The organism is Sphingomonas sp. MMS24-J13 (assembly GCF_044905095.1).
Lineage (GTDB): Bacteria > Pseudomonadota > Alphaproteobacteria > Sphingomonadales > Sphingomonadaceae > Sphingomonas_I.
Window position 1 is genome coordinate 3,741,234 of sequence record NZ_CP173258.1, and the last position, 16,925, is coordinate 3,758,158.

Below are 16,925 nucleotides of genomic sequence, written 5' to 3' on the forward strand. Positions count from 1 at the left end.
ACCGGTGCGCGCGCCGCCAGCGCGTCCGCCAGCGAAGTCAGGGCGTCGGCGGGGGTCAGTTGGGGACGATCCGCGTCGCGCCCTCCGCACCGACCTTGACCGTCGCGGTTGCGATCGAGGCCGACGCGCCCTTGGCATAGGTTTTGAGCGAAAGCAGACTGCCTTCGACCAGCAGCGCATCATTGCCCGGTTCGATCACCGGTGCCTCGTCGAGCGACAGGCCGACGCCCGCGCCGAGGCCGTAAGACAGAGCGCTGTCGCGCGCGGCCTCGGGCAAAACCGCCAGTGCCGCTTCGGCCACCGCGCCCGCGGTCGCACCAACCCTTGCCGTGGCAACCATGGCATCAACAGCCTTGGTCGCCGCCGTTCCGGCCACGCCGTTCGCGGATTCGGCCCAATAGCCATGCTGATCGATCGCGATCCACAGCAGGAGCTGGTCATGCCGCGCTTCGCTGACCCGCTCGAACGGGCGCAGCTCGGTGCCCTTGCTGTTGACCAGCCCGCGGAAATCGCGCGCGCGCTCGATCCGGGCGATGCGTTCGGCCTCGACCAGCGCCTCGGCATTGCTCGCGCCCGCTTCCCACGCCGCAACCCCGGCCTCGACCGCATGCGCCGCGATCGTCAGGCTGTTCCGGACCGCCAGCACTTCGCGCGGGCGCTTGGGCGCCAGCACCGCTGCATAGGTTTCGGCGAAATCGACCCGGTCATAGCCTGACAGGCTCTCGACCACCTCGGCATAAGCACCGACGCTCATCTGATCATAGCCGACGATACCCAGCCGGCCACCCGGCACCCCATCCTCGGCCAGCGTCTTGGCGATCACCGCACCAAGCCGGCCCGGCACCGATCGCATATCCTCCACCCAGGTCTGCATCCGCGCGAAATATTGCTCGCGCCCGCCGCCCGGGCTGAACATGGTCGGCTCGCCCTCGCGCCGCACCAGCACCGCGCCGCCCATCGGCCACCCCGAAAGGTACGCGAGCTGGCCGGTCGTGTGATAGCTTTGCGACCATATTACCAAAGCATCGAGCCCGGCTTCGGCCATCGCCTTCTGCACCATGCGGGTGCGCTCTTCGAACTCGTCGCGCGGGAAGAGCGAGCGGTCCCACCACGTATAGCCCCGTTCCAGAACGGGCGTCATCGCAATCATGTCGCGCGCTCCTTTAGAGAATCGAACCCAGCTCGCCCATGCGGCTGGTCAGCGGCTTCGCGCCCTCGTCGGTGATGATGACCGGCTCTCCGCACATGAAGTAGCCGGTGTCGGGAATGTACTGGTTGGGGTGCATTACGAAGACCGAACCCTTGACCAGCACATGGCCGCTGAAGGTTGCGATTTCGGGATCCATCGATCCCAGCGACATGCTGTGGCCGCGCGTCCGCATGTAGGGCGGCACGGTATATTTCTCGTAGCCGGCCTTCGAGATCGGCGCGTTGATCGCGGCGACCACGTCGGAGACCGGCACGCCGGGTTTGGCCGCCTTCATGCCCGCACGCAGCGCCTCGTCGAGCATGCCGAACTTCTCCTGCTGGAGCGCGGTCGGCACGCCGAACACCGCGGTGCGGCAGATCTGGATATATTCGCCCTCCACCGCCGGCGTGATTTCGCCGAGGATGATGTCACCGTCGGCGAGCAACCGGTTGGTCGGCATATGGACCGAGCGGTTGTGCTGCGAGGCCGACATGAGCTGGAAATTGTCCTCGGCGCCGAGGCTGCGGACATAGGATTCCAAGTTACCGGCAACGACATGCTCGTACATGCCCGGCCGACTGTTCGCGAGCAGGTGATCATAACCCTTCTCGGCGATATCGACCGCGTGGCGCGTGCATTTCAGCGACCATTCGTCGCGCTCGCGCGCGAGATCGCTCAACGCCTGATCGGCGTCGGCGGGCTTCTGGCCCAGCGTCTCCGGCCAGCCTTCATGGATATCGCGCGGCATCTGCAGGCCACCCGCAACCGCGATCTTGGCGGCGGACAGACCACGGCGCTTCAACTCGCTCGCGACGGTCGCCATGAACGCCTTGGGCTCGCACGCGACGATGTCGCCCACCACCGAACGCTCGCTCGCGCGCTCCTCGTCCCAGCACGGCGTCACGATCAACGACGGTTCGCCATCGATCGGCAGGATCACCGCGATATGCGGCCCCATCTGCTTGAAGCCGGTGAGCCACCAGGCCGGGTTCATGCCGATGAAGCTGTGGCGGCCATTGCCGTAGGCGATCAGCACTTCGTGCCCGGCTTCGCGCATCGCATCGCGGACCTTGCCGGTCCTCGTCGCGTAGCAAGAGAGGCGAAGCGGGTCGTCCGCCGCGAAAAGGGTCATTCGGCCGTCTCCCTGGATGTGTTTTCGTTGCGCAACGCGGCGGTTGCCTGGGCGTCGATGGCGTCGTTCGTGATCACCACGCCGTAATCGTCGCGGGCGGTCTGGACCGTGATGAAGCCCTGGCGCACGTCCGAAAGAACCTGTTCGGCGCTGCGCCTGTGCGGATCGCCCCAGCCGCCGCCGCCGGCGGTGCGGTAGATCACCTCGGATCCCGGGCCGCTGGTGAAGCCGCCGCTGGTCGAGACGCGGAATTCCTGCTCGCCCGGCGCCTTGATCAATGTCTCGGCCGTGCGGCCGGGCTTGCCGCCCCACAGCCCCCATGGCGGGCAGGTGACGCGGCCGCCCGAGGCGCTCGCCGAATTCCATGTTCCCGCCACCAGAGCGCGCGCATGCGTCTGGATTCCCAGGCCGCCGCGATGTTCGCCGGCGCCCCCGGAATCGGTTCGCAGCGACCGCTCCAGCACCATCAGCGGCGTCTTGAGTTCGATCGTCTCGATCGGCGAATTGCGGACGTCGCCCTGGCAGACCGACATCGACACATCCTGCCCGTCTTCACCGGGACGGCCGCCCCAGCCACCGGATTCGATGCTCATCGCGACGAAGCGCTTCCCGTTCTTCGGATTGATGCCCGAGAAGGAGAAGGCCGCGCCGAGCGAACCCGAGTGCGCCGCAGGAATGCGATCGGGCAAAGCCTTGGCGAAGCAGCGCCAGATCACGTCGACCACGGTCGGCAGCGCCCAGCTCCAGCCGGCCATGAAGGCGGGGAAGCGCGCCATCATCATGTTGCCTTCGGGGATCGTCACCTTGAGCGCCGCAAACGCGCCTTCGTTGAGCGGCTCGTTCGGCCCGGTCAGCGCCTTGTAGGCGATGAAGGCGCCGGCATAGGTGCGGGCATTGTTGCCGCGATCGCGCTGGGGCGAGCAGCCGGAGAGATCGATCTCCATATCGCTGCCCGAGACGGTGACTTTCACCTTGATGTCGTACGGCGCCTCGCCGGCACGGCTGTCGAGCGTCGCCTCGGCCTCGTAGACGCCATCGGGGATCGCCTCGACCGCGGCGCGCGCCTTGGTCTCGGCCTCGGCATAGAGCGCGACGATCGCGCGCTGGACGATGTCGTTGCCGTAGCGGCCGAGCAGTTCGTCGAAGCGGCGTTCGCCCAGCCGGCAGGCAGCGAGTTGCGAGCGCATGTCGCCCATCGAGCTATCGGGGAAGCGGATATTGTCGCGGATGAAGCGCAGCATCTTCTCATCCGGCACATCGGCTTCGTAGATCTTCACATGATCGAACTGGAGGCCCTCGCTCCACGGATCGTAGGCGCTGCCGCCGCCGAAGCCGGTCGACTGGCCGCCGACATCGACCCAGTGGGCGCGCACCACCGCGAACGCGACCAGTTCGCCTTTGTGGAAGACCGGCGTGTAGAGCACCATATTGTTGAGGTGCTGCCCGGCGGTCGCCTGATGGTTGTGCAGGATCACGTCGCCCGGCACGAACCCGTTTTTGCCGAAGCGCTCGACGCCCGAGCTGACGACGATGCCGAGATCGGCGACGAAGTGCGACACGCCGCCGATATTCTGCGAGATCAGTTTGCCGTCGGGATCGAGCAAGGCGGTGCAATAATCGCGCACCTCGTAGATCATCATATTGTAGGAGGTGCGCTGCAGATCGACGCTCATCTCGTCCGAGATGGCGGGAAGCGCGTTGCGGATCACCTCGAGCGTGACGGGATCCAGCGCCTTGAGCGCTTCGGGCATGTCGGTCATCGTGCGGCCACCGTGATGATCAGTTCGCCGGTTTCGGCGGGGACGAGGCTGTCGCCTTCGAACAGGAGGGTCGTGGAGGCATATTCCTCGATCACGCACGGCCCATCGATGCGGATGCCGGGCGCGAGCCGTTCGCGGCTGTAGACCGCGCAGGCGACCGGGGTGTCCGGATCGTCGAGATAGACTTCGCGCGTACCGATCTGCGCGTCGGCGCCGTCGCCGCCGACATGCGGGAATTCGATCTTCGGGCGCGTGCCGACCGCGGTGAGGCGGACATTGACCAGTTCGAGCGGCTCGTTGGCGGCGGCATGGCCGAAGCGGCGATCATGCACCTCGTTGAAGCGCGCGAGCACGGCAGCGACGTTACCGCTCTCGATCTCGGCGCGCTCGATCGGGATCTGCAGCCAGAATTCCTGCCCCATGTAACGCAGGTCCATCCACCAGATCTCGCTGCGTGCAGCCTCGTCGACCCCGGCCTCGTCGAGCGCGTGGAGGCCCGACACGCCGAGCTCGGCATAGATGGAGAGCAGCGCCTGGAAATCGGCGTCGAGCAACGGCTGGTAGACCGTGCGGACATAATCGTGGCGCACATCGGTCATCAGCATGCCGAGCGCGGAGAAATGCGCGGGCAGATTGGGGATGATGACCGTCGGGATATGCAGGTCGCGCGCGATCGCCAGCGCGTGCGGCGGGCCGGCGCCGCCGGTGGCGAGCATCGCGAAATCGCGCGGATCGTACCCGCGCTCGACCGAGATGCCGCGCACCGCGAGGCTCATCTTGGCGACCGCGATCTGGAGGATGCCGTGCGCCACCTGCGTCGCGGTCATGTCGAGCCGATCGCCGAGGCGGCTGCTCATGCCGGCGGTGGCGCCTTCGGCATCGAGCGGCATTTCGCCACCGAGGAAGCTTTTCGCGCCGATCCGGCCTAGGACGACGTTCGCATCGGTCACGGTCGGCTCGGTGCCGCCGCGCGAATAGCAGATCGGGCCGGGGACCGAGCTCGCGCTCTGCGGCCCCAGCTTGAGCGCGCCGATCTGGTCGATCCAGGCGATGCTGCCCCCGCCCGCGCCGACCTCGATGATATCGACCACCGGGAACGTAACCGGATGGCCGCTGGCGTAACCGCCGACATAATAGCCTTGCGCGATCGAGACCTCGCCCGCCTTGATCAGGCTGGTCTTGGCGGTCGTGCCGCCCATGTCGAACGAGATGACGTCGTCGAAGCCGAGGCGCTTGCCGATCTCGGCGGCCGCGATCACGCCGCCGACCGGGCCCGATTCCATCATCGCCACCGGCAGCGCCTTGGCGGTCTTGGGCGACATCACGCCGCCGTTCGATTGCATTATCAGGAAGCGCCCGCCGAAGCCCTCGCGCTGGAGGCGCTCCTCCATCCGGCCGACATAAGCGCTCGTCTTGGGGCCGATGTAAGCGTTCATCACCGTCGTCGAGATGCGCTCATATTCGCGATATTCGCGCACGATCTCGTTCGATGCGGTGACGTAGATGTCTGGGCCGAGTGCGGCGCGCAGCCGGCCCGCCGCCTTGTTCTCGTGCGCCGGCACCGCATAAGAATGGAGGAAGCAGATCGCGACCGCCTTGGCGCCGCTCTCGCGCACCGCATCGACGATGCGATCGATCTCGGCATCGGTCAGCGCGATATGGACGTCGCCATTGGCGAGCATCCTTTCCTCGGCCTCGAACGTGCGCGAGCGCGGGACGAGCGGATCGGGCCGATGGAACAGGAAATTATAGGCTTCGGGCCGGTTCTGACGTCCGATCTTGTAGACGTCGCGCGTACCCTTCGAGACGATCAAGGCGGTCTCGGCGCCGGTCTGTTCGATCGCGATGTTGATCGCGACGGTCGATCCGTGGACCAGGGTCTCGGCATCTTCCGGCTTCAGTTCGGCCTTGGCGAGGCAATCCCACACGCCCTGCGAAAATTCGGCCGGCGTGGTCAGCTGCTTCGACTGCGTGACCTTGCCTGTCGCCGAATTGAACGCGACCAGATCGGTAAACGTCCCACCGATGTCGACCGCAATCTCCACCCCATATCCCCTCGACGTTGTTATCTGCATTCTATTGTATACAACTGCGCGCAAGTCAACGTCCTTCGAACGCGTCGGGGAAGCTGGAGCGCGATTCTAGCGATCGTCGTGAAACCATGCCGCAACGGCCCTGGTGGCGGTCGACAGTCGGCCTTCTGGACCTCGTTGCGAGCGACGTTGACGCATGACGGCAAGCAAGGCTGCGTGCCTGCAGCACTGCTACCGCCGTTTTGCCAGGCTTGAAGGAACGCCGCAGCGCTCTGCTATAGCGAGCGGATCGAGCAGCACCTCGCGAAAGCAAAAAAACGCAGTTTTGCTGGGGGCGCAGAAATCTGGCTAAGAATCCGCCCGCCCCAGCCAATTTAAGCCGCGATGTTGCGGCGACCTCTCGCCGCTGAAGGGGAAGGACCGCCGCGACACCGTCAGGCGCGGTCCATCAGAGGAAGCGGGTTCCCGCTAGATCAGGCCATGGCTTCCTGCCACCGCAGACGCAACGGTGATGATCGCTATACCAAGGGCCAGCCGGTGCATGGCCTCCGCGCGTAAGAAATCCGCCGCCGGGTTTGCCGAATCCTCCATGCGTCGATGCAGGAACAAGGGTTCCACCACGAAGAGCATGACCGCAAAACCGAGCCAGAGCAGCGCCATTGCGTCCATCCACCAGAACGCGGGATCGATGAAACGCGACCACAGGTCGGCACGCCACGTCATCCACAGGCCGCTCGCGCCGGCCAGGAGGGTCCAGAGGCGCGCCTGCCCCGCGAACGCCCCCTCGAAAGCATGGAATGCCGCAAGCCGCTCGGCAGGGGCGTGGCGCCTGCGAATGGCAGGCATCACCACCGTCGTCACGAAGCCCACTCCGCCGATCCACATCGTCATCGCGACGACATGGACGACGCGCGCGATCGTGAAATCGTCGATCATGCCGGCGACAGGCTCCGCTCTTCGTAGAGAACGGCTTCCTCCCCGATGAGGACGTCGGCGAGGAACCAATAGGCCTCGCCCCAGGCGGCGAGAACCGCTTCATTCACGCCATCGCCGAGCACATCCTTGATCGCCGGAAGCAGAGCGTCGGCCACTGCCGGATAATGCTCCGGCTTGATGCGCCTCTCGACGTGGCGGGCCGCCATGCGAGCGATTGCCGGCTTGAGGGCGTCCACCTTGTCCGCATTTTGCGCGAACGCCAGGATTGCCGCTGCGAGCCGCTTGGGTTGTTCGCCGGACATCTGCGCGGATTGATCGAACAGGGCCTTGATGTCGGGATCGACAAACAGGCGCTCGTACATACGCGTCGTGATCGCGACGCCGTGCTGCTGAATGGCTGGCGCGGTCGATTTCACGATCGCCATCGTCTCGGGCGACATCGTTCTCGTCATGGCTAATCCCTTATTGGTTCGAAATGATGATCGTTCGCCTCGCGGCTATGCTGCGAAGCGGATGGCGTCTGCGTGCTTCGGGTACGGAGCAGCGAAAACTCTGCGATGTCCGGTGCAAAGATGCTCGATGTTCCCTTGCGCCACGCGCGCCATACACCGCTCCGAAACCTGTATCGCTGACACATGTATTCGGCGGTGGGGGCAGGACATATTGGGACATGTACGCATAGCCGGATCCGGGCCAACCTGATGAACGTCGCGACGATGCGACTGATGCGCCAGACCGACTACGCGTTGCGCGTGCTGCTCTATCTCGGCGAGCATCCGGATCGGCATTGCTCAATCCCGGAGATGGCGCGCGCGCATGCGATATCGCACAACCACCTCTCGAAAGTCGTTCACGACCTGATAAAGCCGGATATCTCCAGAGCGTGCGAGGCCGCGCCGGTGGCGTGCGGCTGGCCATGCCGGCGGACGAAATCATTCTCGGTTCCGTCGTGCGGATGATGGAACGCGAACTCGATCTGGTCGATTGCGCGCACTGCGTGATCGATCAAAGGTGCGGGGTGAAAGGCGTCCTCGCTCTGGCGTTGCAATCTTTTTTCGACGTCCTGGATGGCCACCGGCTGACCGACGTCGTGTCATCCAGGCCGGCCGTCACTCCGGTATCCCGGTTCACGACCGATTGACGCGCCTGATCCAGGAGACGGGCGCGACGACCGCTCGATGGAAGAGGCGGCGTTCATGGCGGCCGCGCTTCATAGGCCGGAGCGCTGACCTGCAGCGGTATCGCGCGTCATAGGCTCCGCGAGGGCAATCTTTCACGGACCATAGGACCGCGTTTCGCCTGCAGTGGAATGGCTCGCAGACCCATCGCGAAGGGCGGCGCCTGCCCGAAAGCCGGCGCCGGTCCTCACGTCCTGGGTTGCGTCTTAGAAGTGGTAGGCGACTCCCACCAGGCCCTGCTGGCGATGAAAGCGCGTGTCGCTCCCGCCAAGATCGCTGTAGCGATATTCGATCCGCGCCGAGACCTTGTCGGTCAGGTAACGCTCGGCACCCACGCCGGCGAGCCAGCCGTCATAGGTCCGGACGTCGCGATTGATGCCACTCGCATTCGCCAGCGTCACGCGGGCGTCGACATTCTCATAACCGCCGCGGACATAGAGCAACGTCCTGTCGTTCACGAGATAACCGGCACGCGCCGAGACGTCGAAGGCATGTCGCGGATCGATCGAGGTGAAGCCACCGGGGCGCCGGTCGGTACGATTGTCGTTCGTGCCGATATCGAAGCCGGCCTCGCCGCCGAGGACAAATTTGCTGTTGATACGGTGATCATAGCCGACGAACGCACCACCGTTGAAGCTGTCTCGGCTATTGTCGACACCGATCTGGCCGAGGCGGCTTTCGACGTTGCCGTAGCTGTCATGATTGTAGCCAGCCTGGGCGCCGACATAAGGGCCATCGAAGGTCTCGGCGGCGAGCGGCGCCGACAGGGCAAGCGCCGCAACGCCGGCGGCGACGAATAGGGTCTTCATTTCACATTCTCCTGGCCGACCGCGTTGAACGAAGGTTGCGGCTGGCCGGACGGTCACATCGGTACGGCCGCGGCTTGATTCACGCCGAGTTTTCCGATCAGCGTCATCGCGATAAATGCCTGCGAGCGCCGCTTGAAACCTGCGCCGTGCCGCCTAGTCAGGTGTGCGGCATGCGCTATGGGCCGGTCATGCAGCCGCTCACCCGCCTTGCCGTGTTCGCCCAGGCCTGGCCGATCGTCATCGGTCAGGCGCTGGTTCCGCTCGTCGGCATCGTCGATGTCGTCGTGATCGGGCGTGCAAGCGATGCGGCAGCCTTGGCCGGAGTCGCCATCGGATCGGCGATCATCAACCTGATCTTCTGGACGTTCGGCTTCCTGCGCATGGGGGTGACCGGTTTGACCGCGCAGGCGCGTGGCGCGGGCGACCAGGCCGAGGTCGCAGCAGCGCTTGTACGAACCTTGCTTCTCGGGCTCGCGATCGGCGCGGTGCTATTGCTCTTGTCACCGGCGATCGTTCCGCTCGCGCTGAGAATGATGAGCGTTCCGCCATCGGCCGAAGGCGCCGCCCGCGCCTTCGTTGCCGCGCGCTTCTTCGGCGCGCCGGGCGCGCTGGGTTTCTATGCGATCCATGGCTGGTTGATCGGGCTCGGCCGCACGCGGCTCGCGCTCGGTTGCCAACTCGCCATGAACGGCGTCAATCTGGCGCTGGATGTGCTGTTCGTCGGCGGCTTCGGCCTGGGCGCGCTGGGCGTCGGGATCGGCACGGCGATCGCCGAATGGAGTGCGCTCGCCGCGGGCTTGTTCGTTGCCGGGCGCCTGCTCGGCTGGCGGGCGATGCTCGCCATGCCGCGCGCGGCCTTGTTCGCGCGGGCGCAGATGCGGCGGCTGATCGACGTGAATATCGACATCATGATCCGCACGCTCGGCCTGCTGATCATGTTCACCTGGTTCTCGCGCGCGGGCGCGCGGCTCGGCACGGTGCCGCTCGCGGCCAACCATGTGCTGATGCAGTTCGTCAGCGTCAGCGCCTATGTGCTCGACGGTTTCGCATTCACCGCCGAGGCGCGGGTCGGCGCCGCCGTCGGCGCGGGCTCGAGACCGGCTTTCCTGCGCGCGATGCGCCTGACCGGCGAATTTTCGCTGGCGGGCGGAATCCTCTTCTCGGGCCTGATCGTCATGCTCGGATCGAGCCTGATCGATTTCGTCACCCGCGATCCGGCAGTGCGGACGCAGGCGGTCGCGCTTCTGCCTTATTGCGCATTGGTGCCCTTGCTCGGTTTCCCGAGCTGGCTGCTCGACGGCATCTTCATCGGCGCCACGCGCGGGCGCGTGCTCCGCAATGCCGCGATCATCGCGACATCGGCCTACCTTCTCACCGATTTCCTGTGCCGCCGGCTGGGCGAGGACGGTGTCTGGATCGCCTTGCTGGCGAGCTATGTCTATCGCGCGATCACGCTTGGTATATGCCTGCCCGGCCTGGTCCGGCGGGTGGGGCGATCATTGCCCGTCTGAGGTTCCGCGATGCAGGCCGCATTCAACGCGCTCGGGGGCGTGCGATAACCGCCCGGCAGCGCGCGGTGGATTTCACGGCCCGACCACCATTGCTTGCCATCGCGATATATATTCTATAACGAGCGGTACGAAACTCCTTGACGCAGCGCGTCATGATTTCTATACCAATCGGTATGGAACGGGGCGGGCTTCGGCTGGCAGATCCTCTGTTCAAAACATTTCAACAATCGAGCCCCGCTGCGCGCCGATATGCCTGCGGGAACGAGGAGCTGTGCAATGGAAAACCCCGATCTGTCCGATCGGACGGTCAGCGGTTTCGCGACCATGCCGCCGGGCCTGACCTTGGGTCTGTCGCTCGGCTTCTTTGAATTTTTGCAGCGCAGCATCGCCCGGGCACGCGATGCGCAGCGGGGAAGGACTTCGCGATGAACATGATTTCGCAGATCGATGCCGATGGCGCGCCGCGCCACCAGCGGGCGATCGCCGGCTTCCGCCGGCTCGGCACCGGCCGCAAGGTCGCGCTGATCGCCACCCCGATCGCTCTGGTTGCCGCAGCGTACGGACTGGCGGGCCGGCAGGCTCCGGCAACCGCCGCACCGTCGCTGCCCAACGTCACCGTCGCGGTACCGCTGCAGCGCGATGTCGCCGAGTGGGACGGCTATATCGGCCGCTTCGAGGCGAGCAAATCGGTCGAGGTGCGCCCGCGCGTCTCGGGCCAGGTGACCGCGATCCACTTCACCGACGGCGAGATCGTGCGGAAGGGCCAGTTGCTCTTCACGATCGACCCCCGCCCCTTCACCGCCGCTCTGGCCGAGGCGCAGGCCAGCCTGGCCAGCGCCAGGAGCGATCTGGCGCTGGCCAGGACCGATCTCGACCGCGCCAAGCGGTTGCTCGCGACGCAGGCGGTCGCCCAGAGCGAAGTCGACCGGCTCCAGGCGCGTCAGCAGGCTGCCGTCGCGGCCGTTGCCGGTGCCGAAGCCCGCGTTCGCGCGCGCGCACTCGACGTCGAATTCACCCAGGTGCGTGCGCCGATCGCCGGCCGTGTCTCGGATCGCCGGATCGATGCCGGCAATCTGGTCGCTGCGGGCGAGGGCACCGGCAGCACCCTGCTGACCACGATCAACGCGCTCGATCCGATCTATTTCACCTTCAACGGCTCGGAGCAGCTCTTCCTCAAGGCGCGCCGCGCGCAACAGGCGGGCGACAAGAGCTCGTCGGTCGAGATCAAGCTGCAGGACGAGGGCGAGTATAAGTGGAAGGGCAAGCTCGATTTTACCGATAACGGGCTCGATCCGCATTCGGGCACGATCCGCGGCCGCGCCACGCTCGCCAATCCGGGCCTGTTCCTGACCCCCGGCATGTTCGGCAACATGCGGCTATCGAGCGGCGGCACCGAAAAGGCATTGCTGATCCCCGATACCGCCATCCAGACCGATCAGGCGCGCAAGGTCGTCCTCGTGGCCGGCGGCGACGGCACCGTCACCGCCAAGCCGGTCGAGCTCGGCCCGGTCATCAGCGGGTTGCGCATCGTTCGTTCGGGCCTTGCCGCCAATGATCGCGTGATCATCAGCGGCAGCCAGATGGCGGTGCCCGGTGCGAAGGTGCAGGCCCAGACCGGCCAGATCGCGCCCGATGCCGCGCCGCAGACCGAATCCGTTTCTATCCCGATGGCCAGCGCCGCTTCCCTTGTAGCGCGCTGACCCGCCGCCGCGCCCGCGCCCCCCGGGCGCGGCGGCCCTTATGACCATACTCTGGCGAGGAGAAGCCGCATGCGGTTCTCACGTTTCTTCATCACGCGTCCGATCTTCGCCGCCGTCGTCGCGGTGATCATCACGATCATCGGTGCGATTTCCTATTTCGCGCTGCCCGTCTCGCAATATCCGGACATCGTGCCCCCCACGGTGACGGTGTCGGCGACCTATCCGGGTGCGTCGGCCGAAACCGTGGCGGAAACGGTCGCCGCGCCGATCGAGCAGGAGATCAACGGCGTCGACAACATGCTCTACCAATCGTCGCAATCGACCGGCGATGGGCGTGTGGTCGTGACGGTGACCTTCAAGCAGGGCACCAATCTCAATTCGGCGCAGGTGCTGGTGCAGAACCGCGTCGCGATCGCGATCCCGCGCCTGCCCGAAGAGGTGCAGCGCTTGGGCGTCGTCACCAAGAAGACCACGCCGGACTTCCTGCTGGTCGTGAACCTGATCTCGCCCGACAAGTCGCTCGATCGTGCCTATCTCTCCAACTATGCGCTGACGCGCCTCAAGGATCCGCTCAGCCGGATCGCCGGCGTCGGCGACGTGCAGCTGTTCGGCTCGCGTGACCTCAGCATGCGCGTCTGGCTCGATCCGGGCAAAGCGGCGGCGCTCAACCTCACCGCCGGCGATATCGTCGCCGCGTTGCGCGCACAGAACGTGCAGGTGTCGGCAGGTATCCTCGGCCAGCCGCCGGCGAATGGCGATGCGTTCCAGCTCAACGTCGAGACGCAGGGCCGCCTGACCGATCCGAAGCAGTTCGAGAATGTCGTGATCCGCACCGATGCCAGTGGTCGCCAGGTGCGCCTGTCGGATGTCGGCCGGGTCGAGCTCGGCGCCGACGATTACGGGACCTCGGCTTACCTGAGCGACAAGGAATTGGTGATCATGCCGGTGTTCCAGAGCCCGGGTTCGAACGCGCTGGCCGCAGCCGAATCGGTCAAGGCGGCGATGGAACAGGCGTCGAAGAGCTTCCCCAAGGGGCTCGAATACCGGATCGTCTACAACCCGACCGAGTTCATCCAGAAGTCGATCGACGCGGTGGTCCACACCCTGTTCGAAGCGATCATCCTGGTCGCGCTCGTCATCATCATCTTCCTGCAGAAGTGGCGCGCCGCGATCATCCCGGTGGTGGCGATCCCGGTCTCGCTGATCGGTACCTTCACGATGCTCGCCGCCGCGGGCTACTCGATCAACAACCTGTCGCTGTTCGGGCTGGTGCTGGCGATCGGCATCGTCGTCGACGATGCGATCGTCGTGGTCGAAAATGTCGAGCGCAATCTCGAACATGGCCTGTCCCCGCTCGAAGCGGCGATGATGTCGATGGACGAGGTGTCGGGCGCCTTGGTCGGCATCGTGCTGGTCTTGTGCGCGGTGTTCCTGCCGACCCTGTTCATGAACGGGCTTTCGGGCGCTTTCTACCAGCAGTTCGCGGTCACCATCTCGACCGCGACCGTCATCTCGCTGCTGGTCTCGCTCACCCTGTCGCCGGCGCTGGCCGCGATCCTGCTCAAGCCCGGCGAGAAATCGGTGCGGCAGGGGCGTGTGCGCGAACTGCTGACGACGGCCGGTGACAAGTTCAACCAGGGCTTCGCCTGGATGAGCGACCGCTATGCGCACCTCACCGCCAAGCTCGTCCGCCGGCCGAAATCGATGATGGTGGCCTATGTCGGCCTGATCGCCGCGACGCTCGCCATGTTCTGGGCGACGCCGACCGGCTTCATTCCGGCACAGGATCAGGGCTACTTCCTGACCGTCATCGCGCTCCCGCCCGGATCGTCGACCGCGCGTACCGATGCGGTGATGAAGAAGGTCGCCGAGCGCGTGCTCAAGATCCCCGGCGTCAAGGCGACCGTCATGCTCTCGGGCTTCGACGGCCCGTCCGAGACGCGCGCCGCCAGCTCGGCTGCGGCTTACTGGGTGCTCGACGATTTCGAGGAGCGCGCGAAGCACGGCCAGGATCTCCAGAGCCTGATGGCCAAGGCGCGCGCCGCCACGGCCGACATCAGCGAGGCTCGGCTGCTCGTCATCACCCCGCCGCTCATCCGCGGCATCGGCTCGGCCGGCGGCTTCCGGCTGATGGTGCAGGACCGTGACGGTCATGGCTATCCCGCGCTCGAAAAGGCCGCCAACACGCTGATCGCCGAAGCGAACAAGACCAAGGGGCTGGCCGGTGTCTACACCTTCTTCGAAACCGCCACGCCGCGCGTCTATGCCGATATCGATCGCGACAAGGCCGAGCTGATCGGCGTGCCGACGTCGCGCGTGTTCGAGACGCTTGAGGTCTATCTCGGCTCGGCCTTCGTCAACGACTTCAACCTGCTCGGCCGCACCTTCCACGTGACCGCCCAGGCCGACTGGCCGTTCCGTCGCACCACCGCCGACATAGCGGCGTTGCAGACGCGGTCGGACTCGGGCGCGATGGTGCCGCTCGGCGCGGTCGCGACCTTCCACGACAAGACCGGGCCGTATCGCGTGACGCGCTACAATCTGGCGCCGGCCGTGGGCATCGATGGCGATACGGCACCCGGCACCTCGTCCGGTACCGCGCTCACCACGATGGAGAAGCTCGCCGATGCGAGCCTGCCGCGTGGCTATACCCACGAATGGACCGGCATCGCCTATCAGCAACGGGCCGCCGGCAGCACCGCGATGCTCGTCTTCGCGCTGGCGGTGTTGTTCGTCTTCCTCGTGCTGGCGGCGCAATATGAGAGCCTGACCCTCCCGCTCGCGATCATCCTGATCGTGCCGATGTGTCTGCTCGCCGCCATGGCCGGCGTGAACCTGCGCGGCATGGACAATAACGTGCTGACACAGATCGGGCTGGTCGTGCTGATTGCGCTTGCCGCCAAGAACGCGATCCTCGTGGTCGAGTTCGCCAAGCAGGCGGAGGACCATCATGGCCTCTCGCCGGCAGACGCGGCGGTCTCGGCGGCGCGGACCCGGCTGCGGCCGATCCTGATGACGAGCTTCGCCTTTATCCTCGGCACGTTGCCGCTGGTGATCGCCAAGGGTGCCGGTGCGGAGCTCCGTCAGGCGCTGGGCACGGCGGTGTTCTTCGGGATGGCGGGGGTGACCGGCTTCGGCCTGCTCTTCACGCCGACCTTCTACGTCGTTTGCCGCGCGCTCGGCGATCGCTTCGCGCGCCGCCGGGCCGAGCCCGGCACCGAGGCTGCGCTGCAGCCCGCTGAATAAGGACAGGTTCGATGAAACAGATGTTTCTGGCCGCCGCTTCATTGCTGACGCTCTCGGCCTGCGCGGTGGGGCCGAATTATGCCGCGCCCAAGCCGCCGGCGAGCGCTTCGGAGATGTTCGTCGCGGCCAAATCCGCCGCGCTCGTCACCAACGCGCCCGCGCAGAACGATTGGTGGCGGCTCTATCAGGATCCGGTGCTGGACAAGCTGATCGCCGACGCGCTCGCCTCCAACACCGATATCCGCGTCGCGGTGGCGCATGTCGCCAAAGCGCGCGCACTGCTGCGTGAAGCGGGTGCCGATCGCCAGCCGCAGGTCGGCTTCAGCGGATCGACCCAATATGGCCGGCTGCCAGCCAGCCAGCGCCCGGCGGGGGTCAATCGTGAGAACTGGAACGTCGATGCCGGGCTGAACGTGTCGTACGAAGTCGATCTGTTCGGTCGCGTCAGCCGCAACATCGAAGCGTCGCGTGCCGACGTCGAGGGTGCGAAGGCCGATGCCGATGCGGTCCGCGTCATGGTCGTCGCGGAAACGGTGCGCGCTTATGCCGATGTCGCGTCGACCGCGGCGCGGCTCGATGTGGCCCATCACATCGTCGCGTTGCTCGATCGCTCCCTGTCGCTGACGCGGCAACGCTTCGAGGTCGGCCAGGGCGCGGCACTCGACGTCGCCCGCATTGCAGCCTTGCGCGAACAGCGTCAGGCCAATGTGCCGGCGTTGCAGGCCGATCATGATGCGGCGGTGTTCCGGCTGGCCCTGCTCACCGGCCGCGCCCCAGCCGATCTGCCGGCCGAAGCGGCAGCGCGGACCGACATGCTCCACCTCGATCAGCCGATCCCGGTGGGCGACGGAGCCACCCTGCTGGCCCGCCGTCCCGACATCCGCGCCGCCGAGCGACGGCTGGCCGGTTCGACCGCGCGGATCGGGGTCGCGACCGCCGATCTCTATCCGCACATCACGCTCGGCGCCTCGGGCGGATCGACCGGCTTCGGCTTCGGTAATTTCCTCGGCGCGGGGCCGATCGGCTGGCTGGCCGGGCCGCTGATCAACTGGTCGCTCAACCAGAGCGCCGCGCGAGCGCGCATCGCCGGTGCGAAGGCCGATACGCAGGCCGATCTGGCCACCTTCGACGGCACCGTGCTCGGCGCGCTGCAGGAGACCGAGACCGCGCTATCGGCCTACCAGCACGCGATGGAACGCGCGCAGGCGTTGCAACATGCCCGCGACGAGGCGTTGCGCGCCGCCGGCATCGCGCGCGATCGCCAGCGCGAGGGCGCGATCGACGGGCTCGAACTGCTCGATACCGAACGGACCCTGGCGGATACCGAGGCCGATCTCGCTACAGCAAAGGCCAATATCGCCGAACGCCAGATCGACCTGTTCAAGGCGCTCGGCGGCGGCTGGCAGGAAAAGGCGTAAAAAATCCCCCCGT

General features: G+C 66.1%; 12 protein-coding genes and 1 pseudogene. 6 read left to right on the top strand and 7 right to left on the bottom strand.

Features of this window, described 5'->3' with window-relative positions:
• Positions 1–55 precede the first annotated feature (55 nt).
• The 6 genes from AB4Z44_RS17095 to AB4Z44_RS17120 all read right to left on the bottom strand — a co-directional run bounded on the left by AB4Z44_RS17095 (position 56) and on the right by AB4Z44_RS17120 (position 7,502).
• A complete protein-coding gene (locus AB4Z44_RS17095; protein WP_404710884.1) occupies positions 56–1,150 on the bottom strand; it encodes a M24 family metallopeptidase in 1,095 nt (364 codons plus the stop codon).
• A gap of 13 nt (positions 1,151–1,163) precedes the next feature.
• Positions 1,164–2,321: a M24 family metallopeptidase gene (locus AB4Z44_RS17100; RefSeq protein WP_404710885.1), complete on the bottom strand. Its 1,158-nt coding sequence runs from the start codon at positions 2,319–2,321 to the stop codon at positions 1,164–1,166.
• Positions 2,318–4,081: a hydantoinase B/oxoprolinase family protein gene (locus tag AB4Z44_RS17105; RefSeq protein WP_404710886.1), complete on the bottom strand. Its 1,764-nt coding sequence runs from the start codon at positions 4,079–4,081 to the stop codon at positions 2,318–2,320. The genes AB4Z44_RS17100 and AB4Z44_RS17105 overlap by 4 nt, the downstream gene beginning before the upstream one ends.
• The gene (locus AB4Z44_RS17110; RefSeq protein WP_404710887.1) at positions 4,078–6,126 is read right to left on the bottom strand and encodes a hydantoinase/oxoprolinase family protein; all 2,049 of its coding nucleotides are present in this window, start codon (positions 6,124–6,126) and stop codon (positions 4,078–4,080) included. Before AB4Z44_RS17110 ends, AB4Z44_RS17105 begins: the two co-directional genes overlap by 4 nt.
• Positions 6,127–6,582: 456 nt before the next feature.
• Complete coding sequence (locus AB4Z44_RS17115; RefSeq protein WP_404714262.1) at positions 6,583–7,047, bottom strand: hypothetical protein; 465 nt, start codon at positions 7,045–7,047, stop codon at positions 6,583–6,585.
• Positions 7,047–7,502 carry a globin domain-containing protein gene (locus AB4Z44_RS17120; RefSeq protein WP_404710888.1) on the bottom strand — a complete coding sequence of 152 codons (456 nt, stop codon included), beginning with the start codon at positions 7,500–7,502 and terminating at the stop codon, positions 7,047–7,049. The genes AB4Z44_RS17115 and AB4Z44_RS17120 overlap by 1 nt, the downstream gene beginning before the upstream one ends.
• A gap of 273 nt (positions 7,503–7,775) precedes the next feature.
• Here AB4Z44_RS17120 and AB4Z44_RS17125 point away from each other — a divergent pair.
• Positions 7,776–8,191: pseudogene (locus tag AB4Z44_RS17125) on the top strand (RrF2 family transcriptional regulator).
• 243 nt (positions 8,192–8,434) lie between these two features.
• On the opposite strand, the gene AB4Z44_RS17130 reads toward AB4Z44_RS17125, so the two are convergent.
• Positions 8,435–9,037 (bottom strand): outer membrane protein, encoded by a 603-nt coding sequence (locus AB4Z44_RS17130; RefSeq protein WP_404710889.1) that lies wholly within the window; start codon positions 9,035–9,037, stop codon positions 8,435–8,437.
• Positions 9,038–9,207: 170 nt separating this feature from the next.
• Here AB4Z44_RS17130 and AB4Z44_RS17135 point away from each other — a divergent pair, with 170 nt between their 5' ends.
• The 5 genes from AB4Z44_RS17135 (at position 9,208) to AB4Z44_RS17155 (ending at position 16,912) form a co-directional block, all read left to right on the top strand.
• Complete coding sequence (locus AB4Z44_RS17135; protein ID WP_404710890.1) at positions 9,208–10,548, top strand: MATE family efflux transporter; 1,341 nt, start codon at positions 9,208–9,210, stop codon at positions 10,546–10,548.
• 276 nt (positions 10,549–10,824) lie between these two features.
• Positions 10,825–10,977: a hypothetical protein gene (locus AB4Z44_RS17140; protein WP_404710891.1), complete on the top strand. Its 153-nt coding sequence runs from the start codon at positions 10,825–10,827 to the stop codon at positions 10,975–10,977.
• Positions 10,974–12,248, top strand: a complete 1,275-nt coding sequence (locus AB4Z44_RS17145; RefSeq protein WP_404710892.1) for an efflux RND transporter periplasmic adaptor subunit — start codon at positions 10,974–10,976, stop codon at positions 12,246–12,248. The genes AB4Z44_RS17140 and AB4Z44_RS17145 overlap by 4 nt, the downstream gene beginning before the upstream one ends.
• A gap of 69 nt (positions 12,249–12,317) precedes the next feature.
• Positions 12,318–15,494 carry an efflux RND transporter permease subunit gene (locus tag AB4Z44_RS17150; protein WP_404710893.1) on the top strand — a complete coding sequence of 1,059 codons (3,177 nt, stop codon included), beginning with the start codon at positions 12,318–12,320 and terminating at the stop codon, positions 15,492–15,494.
• A gap of 11 nt (positions 15,495–15,505) precedes the next feature.
• Positions 15,506–16,912, top strand: coding sequence for an efflux transporter outer membrane subunit (locus AB4Z44_RS17155; RefSeq protein WP_404710894.1), 1,407 nt, complete (start codon positions 15,506–15,508; stop codon positions 16,910–16,912).
• Positions 16,913–16,925 lie beyond the last annotated feature (13 nt).

Excerpts from the sequence above, each read along its gene's own strand:
- AB4Z44_RS17095 (WP_404710884.1), bottom strand. The coding sequence starts at position 1,150 with ATGATTGCGATGACGCCCGTTCTGGAACGGGGCTATACGTGGTGGGAC.
- AB4Z44_RS17105 (WP_404710886.1), bottom strand. The coding sequence starts at position 4,081 with ATGACCGACATGCCCGAAGCGCTCAAGGCGCTGGATCCCGTCACGCTC.
- AB4Z44_RS17120 (WP_404710888.1), bottom strand. The coding sequence starts at position 7,502 with ATGACGAGAACGATGTCGCCCGAGACGATGGCGATCGTGAAATCGACC.
- AB4Z44_RS17150 (WP_404710893.1), top strand. The coding sequence starts at position 12,318 with ATGCGGTTCTCACGTTTCTTCATCACGCGTCCGATCTTCGCCGCCGTC.
- AB4Z44_RS17135 (WP_404710890.1), top strand. The coding sequence starts at position 9,208 with ATGCGCTATGGGCCGGTCATGCAGCCGCTCACCCGCCTTGCCGTGTTC.
- AB4Z44_RS17130 (WP_404710889.1), bottom strand. The coding sequence starts at position 9,037 with ATGAAGACCCTATTCGTCGCCGCCGGCGTTGCGGCGCTTGCCCTGTCG.
- AB4Z44_RS17140 (WP_404710891.1), top strand. The coding sequence starts at position 10,825 with ATGGAAAACCCCGATCTGTCCGATCGGACGGTCAGCGGTTTCGCGACC.
- AB4Z44_RS17145 (WP_404710892.1), top strand. The coding sequence starts at position 10,974 with ATGAACATGATTTCGCAGATCGATGCCGATGGCGCGCCGCGCCACCAG.
- AB4Z44_RS17100 (WP_404710885.1), bottom strand. The coding sequence starts at position 2,321 with ATGACCCTTTTCGCGGCGGACGACCCGCTTCGCCTCTCTTGCTACGCG.
- AB4Z44_RS17155 (WP_404710894.1), top strand. The coding sequence starts at position 15,506 with ATGAAACAGATGTTTCTGGCCGCCGCTTCATTGCTGACGCTCTCGGCC.